At 60.4% G+C, this 17,166-nt stretch carries 19 protein-coding genes and 1 pseudogene; 14 read left to right on the top strand and 6 right to left on the bottom strand.

Annotation, left to right across the window (positions count from 1 at the left end; all coding sequences use genetic code 11):
• Positions 1 to 26: 26 nt before the first annotated feature.
• Complete coding sequence (locus tag MK_RS04295; protein ID WP_011019177.1) at positions 27 to 1,526, bottom strand: NAD(P)H-hydrate dehydratase; 1,500 nt, start codon at positions 1,524 to 1,526, stop codon at positions 27 to 29.
• Between the two features lie 119 nt (positions 1,527 to 1,645).
• Between MK_RS04295 and MK_RS04300 the strand changes: the two are divergent.
• The 3 genes and pseudogenes from MK_RS04300 to MK_RS04310 all read left to right on the top strand — a co-directional run bounded on the left by MK_RS04300 (position 1,646) and on the right by MK_RS04310 (position 3,781).
• Positions 1,646 to 2,425, top strand: a pseudogene (locus tag MK_RS04300) (ATP-binding cassette domain-containing protein).
• Complete coding sequence (locus tag MK_RS04305; protein ID WP_011019178.1) at positions 2,422 to 3,132, top strand: GTP-binding protein; 711 nt, start codon at positions 2,422 to 2,424, stop codon at positions 3,130 to 3,132. Before MK_RS04300 ends, MK_RS04305 begins: the two are co-directional and overlap by 4 nt.
• Positions 3,125 to 3,781: a (Fe-S)-binding protein gene (locus tag MK_RS04310; RefSeq protein WP_226988678.1), complete on the top strand. Its 657-nt coding sequence runs from the start codon at positions 3,125 to 3,127 to the stop codon at positions 3,779 to 3,781. The genes MK_RS04305 and MK_RS04310 overlap by 8 nt, the downstream gene beginning before the upstream one ends.
• A gap of 151 nt (positions 3,782 to 3,932) precedes the next feature.
• On the opposite strand, the gene MK_RS04315 is transcribed toward MK_RS04310, so the two are convergent.
• From MK_RS04315 to MK_RS04325, 3 genes are read right to left on the bottom strand one after another with little or no spacing between them, the layout of a single operon-like run.
• Complete coding sequence (locus tag MK_RS04315; protein ID WP_011019180.1) at positions 3,933 to 4,847, bottom strand: damage-control phosphatase ARMT1 family protein; 915 nt, start codon at positions 4,845 to 4,847, stop codon at positions 3,933 to 3,935.
• 14 nt (positions 4,848 to 4,861) lie between these two features.
• Positions 4,862 to 6,106: a Zn-dependent protease gene (locus tag MK_RS04320; RefSeq protein WP_011019181.1), complete on the bottom strand. Its 1,245-nt coding sequence runs from the start codon at positions 6,104 to 6,106 to the stop codon at positions 4,862 to 4,864.
• A gap of 1 nt (position 6,107) precedes the next feature.
• Positions 6,108 to 6,539, bottom strand: coding sequence for a secondary thiamine-phosphate synthase enzyme YjbQ (locus tag MK_RS04325; RefSeq protein ID WP_011019182.1), 432 nt, complete (start codon positions 6,537 to 6,539; stop codon positions 6,108 to 6,110).
• Positions 6,540 to 6,542: 3 nt separating this feature from the next.
• Here MK_RS04325 and MK_RS04330 point away from each other — a divergent pair, with 3 nt between their 5' ends.
• The 3 genes from MK_RS04330 (at position 6,543) to MK_RS04340 (ending at position 9,197) form a co-directional block, all read left to right on the top strand.
• Positions 6,543 to 7,277, top strand: coding sequence for a mechanosensitive ion channel family protein (locus MK_RS04330; RefSeq protein WP_011019183.1), 735 nt, complete (start codon positions 6,543 to 6,545; stop codon positions 7,275 to 7,277).
• 120 nt (positions 7,278 to 7,397) lie between these two features.
• Complete coding sequence (locus tag MK_RS04335) at positions 7,398 to 8,300, top strand: formylmethanofuran--tetrahydromethanopterin N-formyltransferase (RefSeq protein ID WP_011019184.1); 903 nt, start codon at positions 7,398 to 7,400, stop codon at positions 8,298 to 8,300.
• Between the two features lie 15 nt (positions 8,301 to 8,315).
• The gene (locus MK_RS04340) at positions 8,316 to 9,197 is read left to right on the top strand and encodes a carbohydrate kinase family protein (protein ID WP_226988724.1); all 882 of its coding nucleotides are present in this window, start codon (positions 8,316 to 8,318) and stop codon (positions 9,195 to 9,197) included.
• A gap of 15 nt (positions 9,198 to 9,212) precedes the next feature.
• Here the strand turns inward: MK_RS04340 and MK_RS04345 are convergent, their stop codons facing one another.
• Both MK_RS04345 and MK_RS04350 read right to left on the bottom strand, forming a co-directional pair.
• On the bottom strand, positions 9,213 to 9,929 hold the full coding sequence (locus MK_RS04345) for a 7-carboxy-7-deazaguanine synthase QueE (protein WP_226988725.1): 717 nt from the start codon (positions 9,927 to 9,929) through the stop codon (positions 9,213 to 9,215).
• Positions 9,930 to 9,931: 2 nt separating this feature from the next.
• Positions 9,932 to 10,405 carry a 6-pyruvoyl trahydropterin synthase family protein gene (locus MK_RS04350; RefSeq protein WP_226988726.1) on the bottom strand — a complete coding sequence of 158 codons (474 nt, stop codon included), beginning with the start codon at positions 10,403 to 10,405 and terminating at the stop codon, positions 9,932 to 9,934.
• A 206-nt stretch (positions 10,406 to 10,611) separates the two neighbouring features.
• Here MK_RS04350 and pheT point away from each other — a divergent pair, with 206 nt between their 5' ends.
• The 8 genes from pheT to MK_RS04390 are packed head-to-tail and all read left to right on the top strand — an operon-like array spanning position 10,612 to position 17,152.
• Entirely contained in the window at positions 10,612 to 12,378 is a 1,767-nt protein-coding gene (gene pheT, locus MK_RS04355) for a phenylalanine--tRNA ligase subunit beta (RefSeq protein ID WP_226988727.1), read from the top strand.
• Positions 12,379 to 12,381: 3 nt separating this feature from the next.
• Positions 12,382 to 13,605 carry a cell division protein FtsZ gene (gene ftsZ / locus MK_RS04360; protein WP_011019189.1) on the top strand — a complete coding sequence of 408 codons (1,224 nt, stop codon included), beginning with the start codon at positions 12,382 to 12,384 and terminating at the stop codon, positions 13,603 to 13,605.
• Between the two features lie 15 nt (positions 13,606 to 13,620).
• Entirely contained in the window at positions 13,621 to 13,806 is a 186-nt protein-coding gene (locus MK_RS04365; RefSeq protein WP_011019190.1) for a protein translocase SEC61 complex subunit gamma, read from the top strand.
• Between the two features lie 15 nt (positions 13,807 to 13,821).
• Positions 13,822 to 14,313 carry a transcription elongation factor Spt5 gene (locus tag MK_RS04370; protein ID WP_011019191.1) on the top strand — a complete coding sequence of 164 codons (492 nt, stop codon included), beginning with the start codon at positions 13,822 to 13,824 and terminating at the stop codon, positions 14,311 to 14,313.
• Between the two features lie 27 nt (positions 14,314 to 14,340).
• Positions 14,341 to 14,841 (top strand): 50S ribosomal protein L11, encoded by a 501-nt coding sequence (locus tag MK_RS04375; protein ID WP_011019192.1) that lies wholly within the window; start codon positions 14,341 to 14,343, stop codon positions 14,839 to 14,841.
• A gap of 13 nt (positions 14,842 to 14,854) precedes the next feature.
• The gene (locus MK_RS04380) at positions 14,855 to 15,499 is read left to right on the top strand and encodes a 50S ribosomal protein L1 (RefSeq protein WP_011019193.1); all 645 of its coding nucleotides are present in this window, start codon (positions 14,855 to 14,857) and stop codon (positions 15,497 to 15,499) included.
• A 14-nt stretch (positions 15,500 to 15,513) separates the two neighbouring features.
• Positions 15,514 to 16,587, top strand: a complete 1,074-nt coding sequence (locus MK_RS04385; protein WP_148679616.1) for a 50S ribosomal protein L10 — start codon at positions 15,514 to 15,516, stop codon at positions 16,585 to 16,587.
• Between the two features lie 22 nt (positions 16,588 to 16,609).
• Positions 16,610 to 17,152 (top strand): NTPase, encoded by a 543-nt coding sequence (locus MK_RS04390; protein WP_011019195.1) that lies wholly within the window; start codon positions 16,610 to 16,612, stop codon positions 17,150 to 17,152.
• Positions 17,153 to 17,166: the final 14 nt, after the last annotated feature.

Below are 17,166 nucleotides of genomic sequence, written 5' to 3' on the forward strand. Positions count from 1 at the left end.
GACCGCGCGGGGTTCCCCGGTGCGGATTAATCCCGTCGCACCTCTGTTACGGCCTCGGGCTCAGCCGCCCACGGGTTTCTGAGGACCTTCGGAACATACTCAGCGACGTCTTCCGCCGTGAGTCCCTGGGATAACCTCCGCTCCGCCAAGCATCCGGCGCTACCCACTACGAACGCCCCGATACACGCGGCTTCGAACCCTTCCCTACACCGGGCTGCGACTCCGGCGACGACCCCGGCGAGTACGTCACCCGTGCCTCCTACGGTCATCGCCGGGGTTCCCGTGACGTTCCATCTGATCTCGCCGTCGGGGGACCCGATGACGTCAACTCTACCTTTCAGTAGGATGGTGCATCCGAGTTCCTCCGAAACCCGCCGGACGGCTTCCGAACGATCCTCGAGAGATCTCCCCAGCTCCTCCCCGAACTCCCTCCTGAACTCCCCCGCATGTGGCGTTAGAACGAACCTATCGTCCACGTTTACCCCCGAGATTCCTCGCAGTCCGTCGGCGTCGACGATAATCATCCCGTCGAAGGACTCCGCCAGCTCTCTCAGGATTCCGACGGAGTCCGCGTCTGCGCCGAGTCCGGGCCCGACTACTACAGTGTCCACGCCCTCGAGGTCAACTTCATCCAGGTGCTCTGGCTCGAGCCGCTCCGCGGGGACCGCTCTGTAGATAACGTTCGGGTCGTTCTTGGGCACCGCGTCGACGGTTAGCAGGAAGACGAGGTCCACACCGGCCCTGAGCGCGCCTCGTGCGGCCAGCTGTGGCGCTCCAACGTACTTCCGCGAGCCGCCTATGATCAGTACGCGGCCGTGCTGGCCCTTATGCGACCAGGGATCGCGCCGCCAGATATCCGAGGTGATGAGGTCGCCCGGACCGCAGATCCGCTCGGCTATCTCGGGGATCCCCGCGTTCACCCTCCGGAGGAACACGTCTCGTAGCTTCCGAACGCCACGTTTATGTCGATGTATCGACACTACCAGGTCCGCTTCGACGGCGACGTCCGGTGTCTCTCCGCTGTCGGGATCGAGCCCTGTAGGAATGTCGATGGAGACCACTCGCGTCCCCGCACGTGAGGCCTCGTTGATCCGAAGGACCGCCGATCTCACGGGTTCGCGCAGCCGTCCTCGGATCCCGAACCCGAGGAGCGCGTCGACGACTACGTCCCGCTCGAAATCGACGCTCTCGAGATCTTCCGAATCTCGGACCTCCTGGACGGGGATCCCCGCGCGGTCCAGCCTCCTGAGGTTCAACTCGGCCGCCTCGTTCTTGATGGCCTCACGCCGTCCCACGAGGAGCACATCGACGTCCACTCCCTCGGAGTCCAGGTGGCGGGCGGTGACGAACCCGTCCCCACCGTTTCCACCTGTACCACAGACGACCAAGACGTCGTTTGGGGAGTATTCCCCGATCACTACCCTAGCCACGCCGGCTCCGGCGTTCTCCATCATGAAGTCCTCTTCAAAGCCCAGCCACCGCGAGTTGAGCTCGATCCTCCTCATTTCCTTCGAGGTGATGAACACGGATCCACCCCCAAGTGTGCGGAGAACGGGAACGGGAGCGTACTCGTTCCACCGGAAGCGTCAACCGGGGGGAAACACGGATTAAGGACCGTGGGATTTCGTGGCAGGGGAAGTCGGCCGTGGAGGTCCACGAGCTTACGATTCTAGGCGGTACCGATAAAGATGGTCGGCCCGAACCCGTCTGAGAACTTACTCTGGAACGTGGAACGATAGCCGCGGTCGTAGGTCTCACCGGCTCAGGTAAATCCGCGCTACTGCGTGACGTCGAAATCCTAGCGCAGGGTGACACCGAGACAGGCCGCAGAATCCTGCTCGACGGTGAGGAACCATCCGATGATCTCCGGTTCGATCCGGAGCACCGTCTTGTTGCCCACGTGACCCAAACCATGGGATTCCTCGCCGACTGTACCGTCCGCGAGTTCGTCGAGATACACGCCGAGAGCCGTGGCGTCGACGTCGATCCAGAGGAGGTCGTCGATGTCGCCAATCGTTTCACGGGTGAACCGATAGATCCGGACATGAAGATGACCGAACTCAGCGGTGGTCAGTCACGGTCACTCATGATAGCCGACGTGGCTTTGATCAGCGACTCACCCGTCGTCCTCATCGACGAAATCGAGAACGCAGGAATCTGCAAACACGAAGCTCTCGACGAGCTCACGGCGCGAGATAAGATCGTCCTCTTGGTCACTCACGACCCCGTCGTGGCCTTACGATCCGATTTCCGGATCGTCATGCGGAACGGAGCGATGACCGAGATAGTGGAGACGACGCAGCGAGAACGGGAAGTCGCCGAGCTCCTCGAGCGCGTGGACACGTGGCTCCTCGACCTCCGAAACCGCGTCCGCTGTGGTGAGCGCCTGGACGATGTCGAACCACCTGCGGGGATCGAGACGTGAAGCTGGTAATAGTCTCGGGCACGCCCGGATCCGGTAAGACCGCCGTCATCCTCCACGCACTGGAACGACTACTCGACCAGTACAACCCCGCTGTCGTCAAAGTCGACTGTCTCCGCACCGACGACCATGAGGTGTACCGTGAGCGCTTAGGGATTCCCGCCACCGACGCCCTAGCTAAGGACATGTGTCCCGACCACTTCGCAGCTTATAACCTCGAACACATGGTTCGCTGGGCCGAAGAACACGGTGCGGACCTGCTCGTCGTGGAAACCGCGGGTCTCTGCCTCCGCTGCGCACCCTACGTCGATGCCTGTCTTGGAGTCTGCGTCGCCGACGTCACCTTAGGTCCGAACTCCCCAGCCAAGGTCGGTCCCTTCCTGCAGACAGCCGACGTTGTCTGCGTCAACAAGGGCGACCTGGTCTCCCAGGCCGAACGTGAGGTCTACGTTCGGAAGGTGGCCGAGGTGAATCCAGACTGTCGGGTCATCGAAACCAACGGACTCACCGGAGCCGGCTGTGAACTACTAGCTCGACTGATCGAAGAGGAAGCCCCCGAGCTGCCCGATACCCTCGACGAAGTCAGACTCCGTGAGAAGGCTCCGCTCGCCGTCTGCACGCTCTGCGTGGGCGAGACACGGGTTGCCGAGCGTTACCACCGTGGGGTGCTCAGGCGCATTGACGGATTCACGGAGTACCGAGGTGAGTAAGCTCGTCGAACTGCTTCCTGGGTTCCACTGTGGAGCCTGCGGGTACGACCGATGCGATGACTTCGCCGAGGCACTGGTCCGCGGGGAGGCCAAGCTTGACGACTGCCCTTACCTTCAAACCGAGCGGTTCGCCGAGGAGCGCCGACGGCTCGAGAAACTCCTGGAGGAGATCGGAGAAGCCGAAGGAGCGCGCCCCAGCATCACTGGAGTCCTGGACGGCTACGAGGCCGACTTAGTGCTTTCACCCCTCCCGGACGAGCCCGCCTGCCGTGAGATCCTCCATCCTTTCTGGTCCGAGGCCGATATCGAGGAGGGTGACGTCATCCGCTACAGGCCGTGGGGTTGTCCTACCACGCATTTCGCGCGCGTTCTCGATGCGGAGAAGGGTCTCCTGACAGTCCATATCGTAGGACCTAGGCACCGACTCGGCGAAACTGACTTCGAGTATAAGGACGTTGGCCTGTGCCTCGTAGTCGGGTTCGAGGGGATCGTATCGGAAGGTAGAGTGCCCAATGTCGGGGAGACGGTCCGGTTCGTCCCGGAGCACTGCATGATGCAGAAAGTTCACTCTGGGGTGGTTATCGAGGCAGTCGGTGACCGGTTGCGCATAGAGTGTATCGACCTGAAGGTTTGGGCTCCGCCGAAGTAATCCTCGGCTCAACGACGTACCATGGAGTTCGTTCCGGTATCCCTCGCTTAAGAGGAAACGCGGCGGTTTCCGCTATGTCGGAGCCCTGGGGATGAGGAGCGAGGAACCCTGCGGAGTGGTGGAGTGAAGAGGGGTCGACTTACCGACCCTCTCACCTCACGATTTCCCTCCATCGTCGGACGTTCTCGTCCTCGGGTTCCCAGCGCAGTGCCACGTTGCTCCCTACTTCGACCCCTAGCTCCTCGGCGACGGGCTCGCACTTAGCCCTCAGCAGGAAGTACACGGGCACGTCGGGGAACGGCTCCTCCGGGATGGACTCGAAGTTACCTTGCCCTTTGGATATCACCACGTCGGCGGAGGATAACTCCTCGGCGAACTCCTCGCTGACTTCGGTCGCGAGCAGTCCGAGCATCTCGGCCCCCGTGTCGATCACGTCGCAGATCTCGGTAATACCGACTTGCTCGGCGTCCTCCCGCGTGGCGTCGTTCACTATCGGACCACCGCGGACGGCCACTACCACGTCGCACTCCAACTCTTCCACCAACACCTCGATCAGCAGCTTATCCAGGGCGATCTCTCCCGCGTTATCGCACAGGTAGAGCACGCGTGCGCCTCTGAGATCCTCAGGTTTCAGGTCGAAGACTGCGAACTCCGCGCTGCTGATCTCCTCACGGAGTTCGTCGAGGTCGAACTCATGGCCTGCTACCGCGAAGTCGATAGTGTTACCGACGATCGCCGCGGCCGCGGCCCGCTTCAGGAGTTCCTCAGGGTCCTCGATATTCTCGAGATCGCTCTCGAGCTCCCGTGCGACCGCCGCCGCGCGCTCGTTGGCCCGCCGCTTCTCCTCTCGGTAGGGGTCCGGATCCTCCGAGTACTTCATGACGGTCCGTTGTGCTTCGGTACCCAGTCTCGGAGGTTGGGGTGTGGGTTCCATCCGGTACAACTCGCTCACACGCTCGGTTGCGGCTAGGATGGCCTCCTTCTGACGATCCTCCGGAACAGCTCGTTCGACGGTGTTTACCGCGATTTCAAGCACGCACGGTACGCACCGTGGTACTGCCCTCATTACCGACGCCCCCGTCACCTCAGGAACAGCCACTGCAGGTTGTGTGGTACCTTCGAGTGTTCTAAGGGCCACAGCCCGAACGGTGCCGGTGATATCAGCAGGACGAACAGGGCCACCAGCAGCAAGGCGGGTAGCCAGCTCTTGCTCTCGTCATCGTCCAAGAACGAGCGGTCGGACGGTAGTTTCGCCGTTATCTTAACCAGCACGATCACGGTCGCCACCGCTATGTGGTACCAGTGCAGCCAGCCTTGGATGAACGCCGACGCCACAGAGAACCACTTGACGGTGCGGGTATCGTAGTAATATCGCAGGATGTATCCTCCTTCGAGCGGGTACACCGGCAGGGCCGAGAGCCAGGTGATGACGAGTCCCGCCCATCCAGCCAACGTGATCGGGTTCGCGACGATTCCGAGTTCGCGCGATAGGAGCAACGTCCACGGGTTGTGCCACACGAGCATTCGGACGGGCGTATGGTCGAACGCGGAACCTAGGAGGAACATCGCGGTGGATAGTAGAAACCCGGCCACCAGACCGGCTACGCCCACCCGGCACAACGATTCAACCAGCATAGGTCGAACTTCCGAGCGAATCACCGAGGAGAATGCCCCTGGGAAGGGAGGGACCGCGAGGAAAAACGGCAGGCGCGGTCTGAGGCCTTCCACCTTCGCTACCCAGAGCTTCGCGATCTCCTTGCCGAAGTAAATCGCCGAGAACGCGAGTGCGAACTCCACCGCGGCCCAGGTCGAGCCGAACGCCAACCATCCGCCCAAGTACGCGAATACCGGAACCGAAAGCCCCAGCAGAGCCAACCAGCCCGGCTCCTGTTCGGGAACTTCGAAACGCTGTACGACCAGCCTACCGGCCTTCCCCTCCGGTTCCGCTGTGAATTTCATCTCAGCAAGCTTCCTAGCCAGGCGATGCGCGTCTCCCTTCCGCTCGTAGTGGAAAACGACCGAACCGTCCTCCCGGACACGGAACTCCTTCACCTCGTATCCCGCACTTTCGAGGGCCCTTTCAACACTCTTAACGTCTTTATACGATGGAAACATCGACGGGTCGGCATCCGTACGGAACACGCCCTCGACTAGTAACGTCCCACCACATTTAGGGCACTTACCCTTCCGCTCGTATACTACCTCACGGTCGTGGGGTTTGAATTCGAAGTAATCGCAATTGTCACACACGAGCAAGGTTACCAGCTCATACTCCTCCTCTACCTTCTCGGCTGCCACGGGTTCCAGGGGTAACTGTCGTCTCATTTCACTCCCCCACCACGGTCACGAGCAGACGACGAGATCGTGGGCCGTCTAACTCCACGAACAGCACGGATTGCCAGGTTCCCAGTACGAGATCACCGTCGGATACGGGGATGGTGACGGAACTCCCTAGGAGTAGAGCGCGCAGGTGTGCATCGGCGTTGTTGTCGATTCTATCGTGTTCGTACCCCGCACCTTGGGGCACTAGCTCTTCAAGCTTATTAACGATATCACGGAGGAGACCCGACTCGGGCTCGTTCACGACCACGGCCGCGGTGGTGTGCCGTGAGTACACGTGAGCGATCCCTTTCTCCACTCCGCTCTCCCTAACTTTCTCTCTGACCTGGTCGGTGACGTCGATCACCTGAACCCTGCGTTCCGACTTGATCCTCAGCTCGGCCTGGTACACTGACAACGCCCGCACCCCGGGGGACATCCTGTGGAACTGCCGTCGATGAAGCTCCCGTCGGCACACGTGGAGCCGCTGAAGCTGGCCACGGCGATCGTAATAGCCTTGCTCCTCGTGAAGATCATGGGTCGAGCGGCTCGGGCCGTTCGGGGTAAGCTCGAAGAGGAGGACTTACAGGATTTGGGGTGGTGGGTGGAGAAGACGCTCCTGTATGGTTCTTACCTCCTGGCGTTCTCGATAGTCCTCGAGTCCCTAGGGGTGAGCCTCTGGGCTCTCGTCACTGGATTAGGGCTGGCCGGAGCCGGTATCGCGGTAGCCGCCCGTGATCTTATTGCGAACCTACTAGCGGGGTTGTACCTGGCACTGGAGCGCCCCTTCGAAGTGGGTGACAGAATCCGAGTCGGTGAGTACTCAGGGGAGGTGGTTGACCTCCGAATCCGGTGCACGGTGTTGAAGTCCAGAGGTCGGAGGATAGTCATTCCCAACTCCGTTCTAGTCAACGAGACCGTGGAGAAGCTGGACGACTCCGACGAATGCGAGTTCGAGGTCGTAGTAGAGGGATCCCCGGGTGAAATCGGGCGCCGGTTGGCCGCGCTCGAAAAAGAGTTGGACTCCCTAAAGCTGAAGTATTACGAGATCTCGGTGGAACGTGTGGAGTCGGGCAGGACGCTGGTCCGGGTGCGGACGGCTGGGAAGGAAGTGGATAGTGTGCATGGGGCGGTTCGACGCGCGCTCGTGAAGAGGCCTGGCGGGACAGACCGCTGAGGGATGACGATTAACCGGGAGCCGGGAGCGGATTCCGCCCCGATCCCTTATTGTTACACAGTCCGCAACGAACCGGGGATCCGGTTTATAGTTACTTTCACTCTACTCCTCGGGGGGAGTTTGGTGGAGATCAACGGAGTACCTGTAGAGGACACGTTCTGTGAGGCTTTCAAAGGCTTGTACGCACGGTTCATCGTGACGGCTGCCGACGAGCGTCCCTTGCGTGAGGCTGCTGAGAACGTCGCCGCTCTGCCGGCTACCGTCTTCGGCGAATCTGAGGCAGGCGTGGAACGCTGGTTGGACCCGGAGGAGACCCCGGACGGTCGCCCGGGGTTCGTCGCTCAGATGTGGGTGGAGTACGGTGATGACGCCGTGAAGAAACTGGAGCACGAGCTCGGGAAGCGCATACGTCAGGGTGTGCTGGTACGACCGACCACCAGGGTATTCGACGCTTGCGAGGATCCGGACGGCTACATCGACACGGAACGCCCCATCGGCCGTTGCGCCGACGGGTACGAATACACCGACGTACGTTTCGACCGGGAGATGGTCCACGTTCCGATCATGATGGGCGAGTTCCTGATCGAGCGTCGGCTGGGGTACGCGGAAGGTGTCGCAGGGGGCTTAGTATGGCTGTTCTGCGAAGACGTCGATGCCGCGCTCGAAGCCGGTTACCGGGCCGTTGAGGCCCTGCGAGACGTAGAAGGCGTCATCACTCCCTTCAACGTCTGTGCCGCCGGTTCGAAGCCCGAAACTATCTACCCGGACATCGGTCCGACGACCAACCACCCATACTGTCCGACCCTCCGCGATAGGATCCTCGACTCGAAGGTCCCGGAAGGTGTCGAGGCGATCCCCGAGATCGTGATCAACGGGGTCTCGCTCGACGTGGTGAAGCGAGCGATCGGAATCGCTATCGAGGCCGCCACGGAGGTTGACGGCGTCGTCAAGGTGTCCGCCGGGAACTTCGGAGGTAAACTCGGCGACTACAGGATTCCGCTGCGGGAGTGCATTCGGGAGTGAGGAGTGTTGGACGTAGTGGGTCTCGGCGCCCTCAACGTGGACGAGCTTCTGTACATCCCTCGAATGCCCGAACGCGACGATTCGGTACCTGTCGAACGGAGAGTACGGCGGGGAGGGGGATCCGCGGCGAACACTATCTGTTGGCTCGCCCACCTCGGGAGAGAAGTGGGGTTCGTCGGGAAAGTCGGCAGCGATGATGCTGGGGATCTCCTACTCCGGGAGTTCGAAGAGTACGGCGTCGATACCTCCAGAGTCGTCAGGGGTGACGGACACAGCGGTACGGCGTTCTGTCTGGTCTCCGGAGACGATAGGAGAATCCTCGTCGATCCCGGGGTCAACGACGAGCTTCGACCGGATGAGGTCGATCTCGATTACATCCGTAAGGCCCGCGTACTCCACACCAGCTCGTTCATCGGATTACGATCGGAGACGTCCCTAGAGACCCTGAAGCGGACCATGAAGGCGGTAGCGGACGAGCTGATGGTGACTTTCTCTCCCGCCACGATGGTCTTGCGTGGCTGGTCCTACTTGGAACCGTACTTCGAAGCCGCCGACGTCGTGTTCCTCAACGAGACGGAGGCGGTTCACTTGACGGGCGATATCGAGGAGACCCTCAATAGGCTGGCCGAACTCGTGGAAGTAACGATCGTCACCCGCGGGTCCGACCCCGCGATCGTCCAAGAAGGGACCGAGATCTCGGAAGTGGCCCCGGAGCCCGTTCCGGAGGAGGACATCGTAGATCCTACGGGGGCGGGGGATGCCTTCGCGGCCGGATTCATCGAAGGTATTCTACGGGGTGAACCGGCCGACCGGTGCTGCGAGCGCGGTCACGCGGTAGCCGCCGAGTGTCTGAGAATCGAGGGGTGCCGCCCTCCCACGGAAGGACGCTCCGAATAGTGGCTCCGAGGATAATCACCTCGGGATGAAGTCCACGAGCTTGTGCACTTGCGGCAACACCCGCACGTCGGCGTTCACCAGCCCGGCTAACTCCCAAAGATCCTCGAGGTCGTGCTCAGAGCCCGTCGCCGGTTGTAGGTATATCGGTTCTACACCCAGCCGATGAAGCCCCTTCAGTGCGCTCTCAGCGTGCTGGTAACATTCCTCGTCCACCAGTACTACCTTAGCGTAAACCTCCGCGCTGATCCTCTCGAGGAACCTCAGACAACGGTCGGGAAAATCGTCCATGTTGGGTCCGTGTGACGGCAGTTTCACGTCCGCGGAAACTACATCCGCCAATTCGTCGATCAACGGAGCTCGGTCAGGTAGTGAGGCATTGGTCTCGAGCAGTACCCGGAACCCGCGTTCACGGAGCCTCTCGATCAACTCCTTCAGTGCGCCCCACGGCTGGACGAGAGGTTCTCCCCCGGTCAACGAGACGGTTCCGAACGTGTCCTCCAGGTCCTCTAATTCCACCAGCACTTCGACGACGTCCTCCGGTCCGCATGGGACCGGGAGCTCGAGCTCCACCTCTCCGCTCACACGTCGAATCAGGGCCCTCCGGCGGCTGCTTCGGGAGGCTGGCTCGTCACAGTATGCACATCTCAGGTTACACCCTGAGAATCGGACGAACGCCTGCGGCTCCCCCACGAACTTGCCCTCTCCCTGCAGTGAGAGGAACACCTCGTACACGTTCAATCCAGGCGTCGGACGACCTCTGCCCCCTGTCCCCATCCTTCGTCCACCCGGACGCGTAGTTCCTTCAGATTGTCACCCGCCAGCCTGCGTTCCAACTCGTCCGCTAGGTACTCCGCCAAGTCTTCGGCCGATAGTGAACGGGTAGGGATCAATACAACATCCTCCCTGGGAAACACGTAGCGCTTGCCGTCCGACAGCCGAACCGTGATCTCGTTCCCAGATTCCTCGATCTCGAAAAGTTCGGACTCGGTCGGTAACAACACCCGATGATCCAAGGGCTTTATCAGCTCTCGCACCGTGCTTTTGAGCTCGTCGAAGTCGTACACGAAGCCGTGTGGTTCCGTGCGCTCTCCGAGTAGCTCAACCGACACATGGTACGTGTGACCGTGCAAGCGACCGCACTTACCATGTCCTGGAATCACGTGGCACGCCGAAAACCTCAGCCCTAACTCCCTACCGTCCAAATACACGCGCGGCAAGCACGCACCCCCGGCCGATGACGAGCAGCCGGAACACCGAGTGGTGACGAGCCCTGGCTTTACCGAGGCCTCGGGTCGGCGGTTAAGGCCCTCCTCATCGGCTCGGCCACCGCCGTAGGTCCTCATCCCCGACTCGACCGGCGAGCTAACAGTATTAACGGTGTACCCGGGACGTTCGGGGGTGTCGGAGGTTGCCCGTGGTCACGATCCACTACGATAAGCTCGTGAAAATACTCGGAAGGGAAGTCTCGTTCGAGGAGCTAGCTCATAATCTCATCCCGATGCTCGGTAGCGATGTGGAGCGAATCGACGAGCGTGAAATGGTTATCGAGACAGAGTTCTTTCCGAACCGTCCCGACCTGTACAGCGTGGAGGGTGTTGCGCGGGCACTCAAGGGATTTCTGGGGATAGAGACGGGCATACCTGAGTACAACGTTCGTCGCTCGGACGTGGAGGCACGGGTCGAAGAGAGCGTACTCGACGCGCGCCCCTGCCTTGCGGTCGCCGTCGTCCGCGGCGTCGAGTTCGAGGACGAGCGTGACTTGGAGCACCTCATGGAGTTCCAGGAGCACCTCCACTGGGTGATAGGGAGGGACAGGAAAAAGGCTGCGATCGGTATCCACGACTTCGAAGCGGTAGAGCCACCTCTCAGGTACTTCCTCGCGGATCCGAACGACAGGTCATGGGCGTTCGAGCCACTCGACCACCCGGGCGAAGAGATGACGCCTGCCGAGGTCCTCAGACGGCACGAAAAGGGCCGGCAGTACGCTCACCTGGTGTCCGACGGGGCCCCGATCCTCGCGGACGAGGAGGGAGTGATCTCGTTCCCTCCGGTGATAAACTCGGAGCGCACCAGGGTCACGCAGGACACGACGGACCTGCTCATCGACGTGACCGGTACAGATTGGCGATCCGTGTTGGACGCGCTTCACGTGATCGTGTGCAACCTGGCCGAACGCGGCGCGGAAATCCTTACCGTTGAGATACTGGGGGCCTACGAGCGGACGACTCCAACGATGGAACTCGATGTATGGGACGTTCCCGTGAGCGAGGCTCGGAAACTGTTGGGGATCGATCTCTCCGGCGAGCAGCTGGAGGAGCTGCTGGAACGCGCTCGGCACGGGGCGATCTTCGTTCCCGAGGGTGAGCGTGAGCTCCGGGAGTACCCGCTCCCGGATGTGTACCACATCGAGGCTGATTGGCGTGAGATCCCTCCGATACTCTACGAGGAGGACGTGGTACGGGTCTTCGTAGGGCCCCGGCGGACGAACATCCTTCACGAGTGGGACCTGATCGAAGACGCGGGGATCATGTACAATTACGACCGGTTCGAGCCCACGGTACCCGACTTCTACACGCCATCACGTGCCGATAGGGAGCGCGAATTCATCAACGTCGTGCGTGATACCCTCGCGAGGATGAAGTTCGTCGAGGTGAACTCCCTGACTCTCATCAGTCCAGAAGAGAACTATCGGAAAATGCGCCTCGAACCGGACGGCCGCGCGGTGAAGTTAGCTAATCCGATTCAGAAGGAGTACACGATCGTACGAACGTGGATCCTCCCGTCTCTGATGCGTTTCCTCGCGGACAACAAGCACCGTCCGTATCCGCAACGGGTGTTCGAGCTCGGGGAGGTGATCGAACGGGACGAGGACGCGGAGACCGGTGCCAAGGACCGGTGGAAACTGGCGCTGGCGATCGCCGGCCCCGGTGTGGGCTTCTCCGAGATTAAGTCCGTGGTGGAGGCACTACTGCGCGAACTGGACGTCACCGGGTGGGAGATTACCGAGAGAAAACACCGATCATTTATTAATGGAAGGTGCGCCGCCGTACTCGCCGACGGGCGGGAGCTGGGTTTCTTCGGTGAAATTCATCCCGAAGTACTGACTGAGTTCGACCTCGAGGTGCCCGTAGTGGGTGGGGAGTTCGACGTCGCGGCCCTTAGAACGGCCGCCGGGTGGTGACACTTGGAGCAGATAGTGAAGAACGCGCTGGAGCGCGTCGAACGAGAGCAGGGGGGCGACGACCCGCCGTCGTCCCGGGGGACCGACGACGATCAGGAGTTGATGGAAGTCCTTGAGCGGGCCCGGGCCAGGATACTCGTAGTCGGTGTGGGGGGAGCCGGCAACAACACCGCTACTAGGCTCAAAGAGGAAGGTATCGGAGGCGCCGAGGTAATAGCGATTAACACCGACGCTCAGGACCTCGTTTCGTGTAAGGCCGACCGGAAAGTGCTCATCGGGTACGAGCTGACCCGAGGATTGGGTGCCGGTGGTGACCCGCGCGTCGGCGAAGAGGCGGCTAAGGAGGACATGGAGAAGATCAAAGAGGTCGTCGAGGGCGCTGACATGGTGTTCGTCACCTGCGGTCTCGGCGGTGGCACCGGCACGGGAGCGGCACCGATCATCGCCGAAGTCGCCCGCAAGGAGGGAGCGCTCACGATCGGCGTTGTCACGCTCCCGTTCTCGGTCGAAGGTAGGAGGAGGATAGAGAACGCCCTTGAGGGTTTGGAACGGTTGAGGCAGGTGGCCGATACGTGCATAGTCATCCCTAACGACCGCTTGTTAGAGATAGTCCCGGACCTCCCCATCGCGGCAGCTTTCAAGGTGGCGGATGAAGTCCTCATCAACGCCGTGAAAGGAATCACCGAGATGATCACACAGCCCGGTCTCATGAATCTCGACTTCGCCGACGTGAGAGCCGTGATGGAGAACGGAGGTTTCGCCCTGATAGGCATAGGCGAAGCCGAGAACGATTCCGAGTCCGGTAGCCGGGCCGTCCAAGCCGTGGAGAACGCACTTAACAACCCGCTGGTTGACGTCGAAGTGAGCGGTGCCACCGGTGCCTTAGTCAACATCGTCGGTGGGAAAGATCTCACGCTTAAAGAGGCCGAAGAGGTCGTGGAGTTGGTAGCTTCGGAACTGTCGGAGGATGCCACAGTCATCTGGGGAGCTCAGATCGACGAGGACCTGAACGACGTGCTCCGCGTCACCGTAATAGTTACTGGAATCGAAGACGCCGACCTCGAGGCCATGTTCACGGGTCCAAGACAGCCGAAACGTACCGAGGTGAAGGAGGTGGCCGCCGAGTCTTCTCGGCCCGAAAAAGTCCCCGAGGTGTCGAAAGGAGGTGCGGAATCATCCGAAGATGAGAGACCGTCCTCACTCGAGGATCTGGAGAAGATCCTCTAAGGGGGCCAAGATTCCGTGAGTACCTACGAAGAACTGATCTCCCTGTTACGGGACTGTAAGCGCGTCCTTCGAGCCGCCCGGAAGCCTACCTGGGACGAGTACATAGAGTCGGCTAAGATCGCCGGACTCGGCATTCTCATCGTGGGCGGAGTAGGGTTCCTGATCAGAGTGATCGTGCAGTTGATCGAGCTCTACACGTGAGTGGGGTAGGTTGGATTGGCCGAGACCGACTCGACGAAGCTCTACGCCGTCCGCGTGCAGGCGGGTCGAGAGGAGGCCACCGCTGACATGCTCGTGATGCGCGCTCGGAGGAAGGTCAAAGAGGAAGGTATCGAAACGGGTCTAAAGGCTGTGATAGCACCCGAGGAGCTCCGAGGATACGTAATCATCGAAGTTGAGGAGTTAACCGACGAGCTCAGGGATCTAATTCACGATCTTCCGGATACGCGCGGTATCGTTGAGAAACCTATGGATTTTGAGGAGATTGAACACTACTTCGCGCCTAAGCCCGAGGCCGTGGAAATCAGCGAAGGAGACGTCGTCGAGATACTCTCCGGACCCTTCAAGGGGGAGAAGGCACGGGTCGTCAGCGTGGACGAGTCACGTCGTGAGATAACGGTCGAGCTGCTGGAGGCCCCCGTACCCATCCCCGTAACGGTAAAAATGGACGCCCTGCGGCTCCTGCGGGAGGAGGAGTACGAAGGGTAAAACTAACGAATTAGGGGTGCGGTAACAATGCCGAAGGAAGAGGTTGAAGTTCTCATCGAAGGAGGTAAAGCTGACCCTGGACCACCGCTCGGACCCGCTCTAGGTCCGCTCGGTGTTAACATACAGGAAGTTGTTGAAGAGATTAACCGTAAGACGAAGGACTTCAAAGGTATGGAAGTCCCAGTCAAGATCATAGTTGACACGGAGACCAGAGAGTTCGAAGTGAAAGTTGGATCACCTCCGACTTCTGCGATAATCAAGTCAGAACTTGGTATTGATAAGGGAGCGCATGAACCTAGACACGAAACAGTGGGCGATCTCTCGATGGAACAGGTGATCAAAATCGCGAAAATGAAGTTCGACGATTTACTGTCATATGATTTGAAGACGGCGGCTAAAGAGATCCTAGGAACATGTGGAAGTATGGGAGTTACGGTTGAAGGGAAGGATCCAAAGGAGGTTCAGAAAGAAATCGACGAAGGAAAGTGGGATGACCTGTTCGAGAAGTACGAGGAGGAAGAGGAGTAAGGGGTGAGCGGAAGTGACGATTACCGAGGAGGACTTGATCGAACCGCTCCGGAAGGTAGTGGAGTACTCCCCACCCCGTCGGTTCCTCGAGACCGTAGACATGATCGTCAACGTGAAGGGAGTCGATCTCTCCGATCCCTCTCAGCGTATCGACAAAGAGGTCGTACTCCCTCACGGTCGCGGCAAGCCCGTGAACGTTTGTGTCATCGCGGAAGGTGAGATGGCCCGAGAAGCTGAGGAGGCCGGGGCGACGGTCATTAACCGCGAAAAGCTCGAGGAACTCGCGGAGAACGTACGCGAAGCCAAGAAGATCGCCCGACGCCACGAGTTCTTCTACGCTCAGGTGGATCTAATGCCGGACGTGGGTAGGGTTTTAGGACCCGTCCTCGGTCCCCGCGGCAAGATGGCCAAGCCGGTGCCACCCAATGCCGACATCCGTGCACTCATCGAGCGGGCCCACCGGACCGCCAGAGTACGGATGCGCGACCAGCCGGTCATTCACACTGTCATCGGCGCCAGGAACATGGAGCCGGAGCAACTCGCCGAGAACGCGATGGCGGTCCTCCGGGAGATAACCTCCGAGCTCGAGAAGAGCTGGGCCCAGATAGACTCCGTGTACGTTAAAACCACGATGGGCCCGGCGGAGCGGGTGTACTGATGGGGGACTGTGCGATGGCCGTCAAAGCGAAGGGACAGCCGCCCTCCGGCTACGAGCCTAAGGTCGCGGAGTGGAAGAGGAGAGAGGTTAAGGAACTCAAAGAGCTGATGGACGAGTACGAGAACGTGGGTCTCGTCGACCTCGAGGGGATCCCGGCACCACAACTGCAAGAGATCAGGGCGAAGCTCCGCGAGCGTGACACCATCATCAGGATGTCCAGGAACACCCTGATGCGAATCGCACTGGAGGAGAAGCTGGACGAGCGACCCGAACTGGAGCCGCTACTGGACTACATCGAGGGTCCTGTGGCGTTTATATTCACGAACCTCGACCCGTTCAAGCTGTACAAGCTTCTGGAGGAGAGCAAAGCCTCAGCGCCCGCTAAGCCAGGCGACATCGCTCCAGAGGACATCGTCGTACCGGAAGGTCCCACACCGTTCGAACCCGGACCGATCGTAAGCGAGCTCCAGCAGGCCGGTCTACCGGCTCAGATCCAGGACGGAAAGGTAGTCATCACTAAGGACACCGTGTTGGTTAAGGAAGGGGAGGAGATAGACGAAAAGACCGCCGAGATCCTCAAGAAGCTCGAAATCGAGCCGATGGAGGTAGGAGTCGATATCGTAGCGATCGTAGCCGAAGGGACGCTATTCGAGCGCGATGATCTTGCGATCGACTTCGACGAGTACGAGGACATGGCCAAGGAGGCCGCGCAGCACGCGTTCAACCTGTCGATCAACGCGGCCATACCGACGGCGGAGACCGCGGACGTTATCGTCGCGAAGGCGCACACGGAGGCGCTCAACCTGGCAGTCAACGCGGGAGTGCCAGTACCGGACGAGACGGTTATGGGATGCATCCTGGCCAAGGCTCACGGAGAGATGCTGGCACTGGCGGGAGCTATCGCCGAGGTGGACGAGGAAGCTCTCGACGAAGAGCTATTAGAGATGGTGAGCCGGTCGGCCGAGGCGGCCGAACGGAAGGAAAAGGAGGAAGAGGAAGAAGAGGAAGCCGAGGAGGAAGAGGCGGAGGAAGAAGAGGAAGAGGAGGAAGAAGAGGCGGCGGCAGGTCTCGGAGCTCTATTCGGTTAACCGACCACGGGGGCCCTATTCCCTGCCTCATAACGTCGTTCTTACCGGTCGTCCCGGTATCGGTAAGACCACAGTTTGTCTCAAAGTTCGTAACGTTCTAGAGGAGGAGGGCTACACCGTCGGCGGAATCTATTGCCCCGAGATCAGGGAGGGTGGTCGACGGATAGGCTTCGAGATCGTCGACCTCACCGAGGGTGACCGGTACCTACTGGCAAGGGAAGGAGCTTCGGGGCCCAGAGTCGGTCGTTACGGGGTTTTCGTCGATAACCTCGAGCGGGCCGCCGAATCCATCGAACGTGCCGTGAAAAGGACCGACGTCGTGATCGTCGACGAGGTCGGCCCCATGGAGCTCAAGTCGAACGCGTTCGTAGACGCCGTGAGACGGGCGGCCGACGCGCACACACCCGCGATCTTCGTAGTGCACGAGCGATCGCGACATCCAGTCGTAGTGGATCTTAGGGAGGAACGCCCCGACGTCGTGCGTTTCCGGGTCACACTTTCCAATAGGGATGAGTTGTCCGACAGAATCCTCGAGCACGTGCTTGAGTGGTTGGAGGAGAGGTGATCGTTTTGGAGCAT

It is taken from the genome of Methanopyrus kandleri AV19 (assembly GCF_000007185.1).
In the GTDB taxonomy this organism is placed as follows: domain Archaea; phylum JAADCQ01; class Methanopyri; order Methanopyrales; family Methanopyraceae; genus Methanopyrus; species Methanopyrus kandleri.

Coding starts and splice junctions, on each gene's coding strand:
- MK_RS04385 (WP_148679616.1), top strand. CDS start 15,514: ATGGCCGTCAAAGCGAAGGGACAGCCGCCCTCCGGCTACGAGCCTAAG.
- MK_RS04375 (WP_011019192.1), top strand. CDS start 14,341: ATGCCGAAGGAAGAGGTTGAAGTTCTCATCGAAGGAGGTAAAGCTGAC.
- MK_RS04325 (WP_011019182.1), bottom strand. CDS start 6,539: ATGTCCCCCGGGGTGCGGGCGTTGTCAGTGTACCAGGCCGAGCTGAGG.
- MK_RS04315 (WP_011019180.1), bottom strand. CDS start 4,847: ATGAGGGCAGTACCACGGTGCGTACCGTGCGTGCTTGAAATCGCGGTA.
- MK_RS04320 (WP_011019181.1), bottom strand. CDS start 6,106: ATGAGACGACAGTTACCCCTGGAACCCGTGGCAGCCGAGAAGGTAGAG.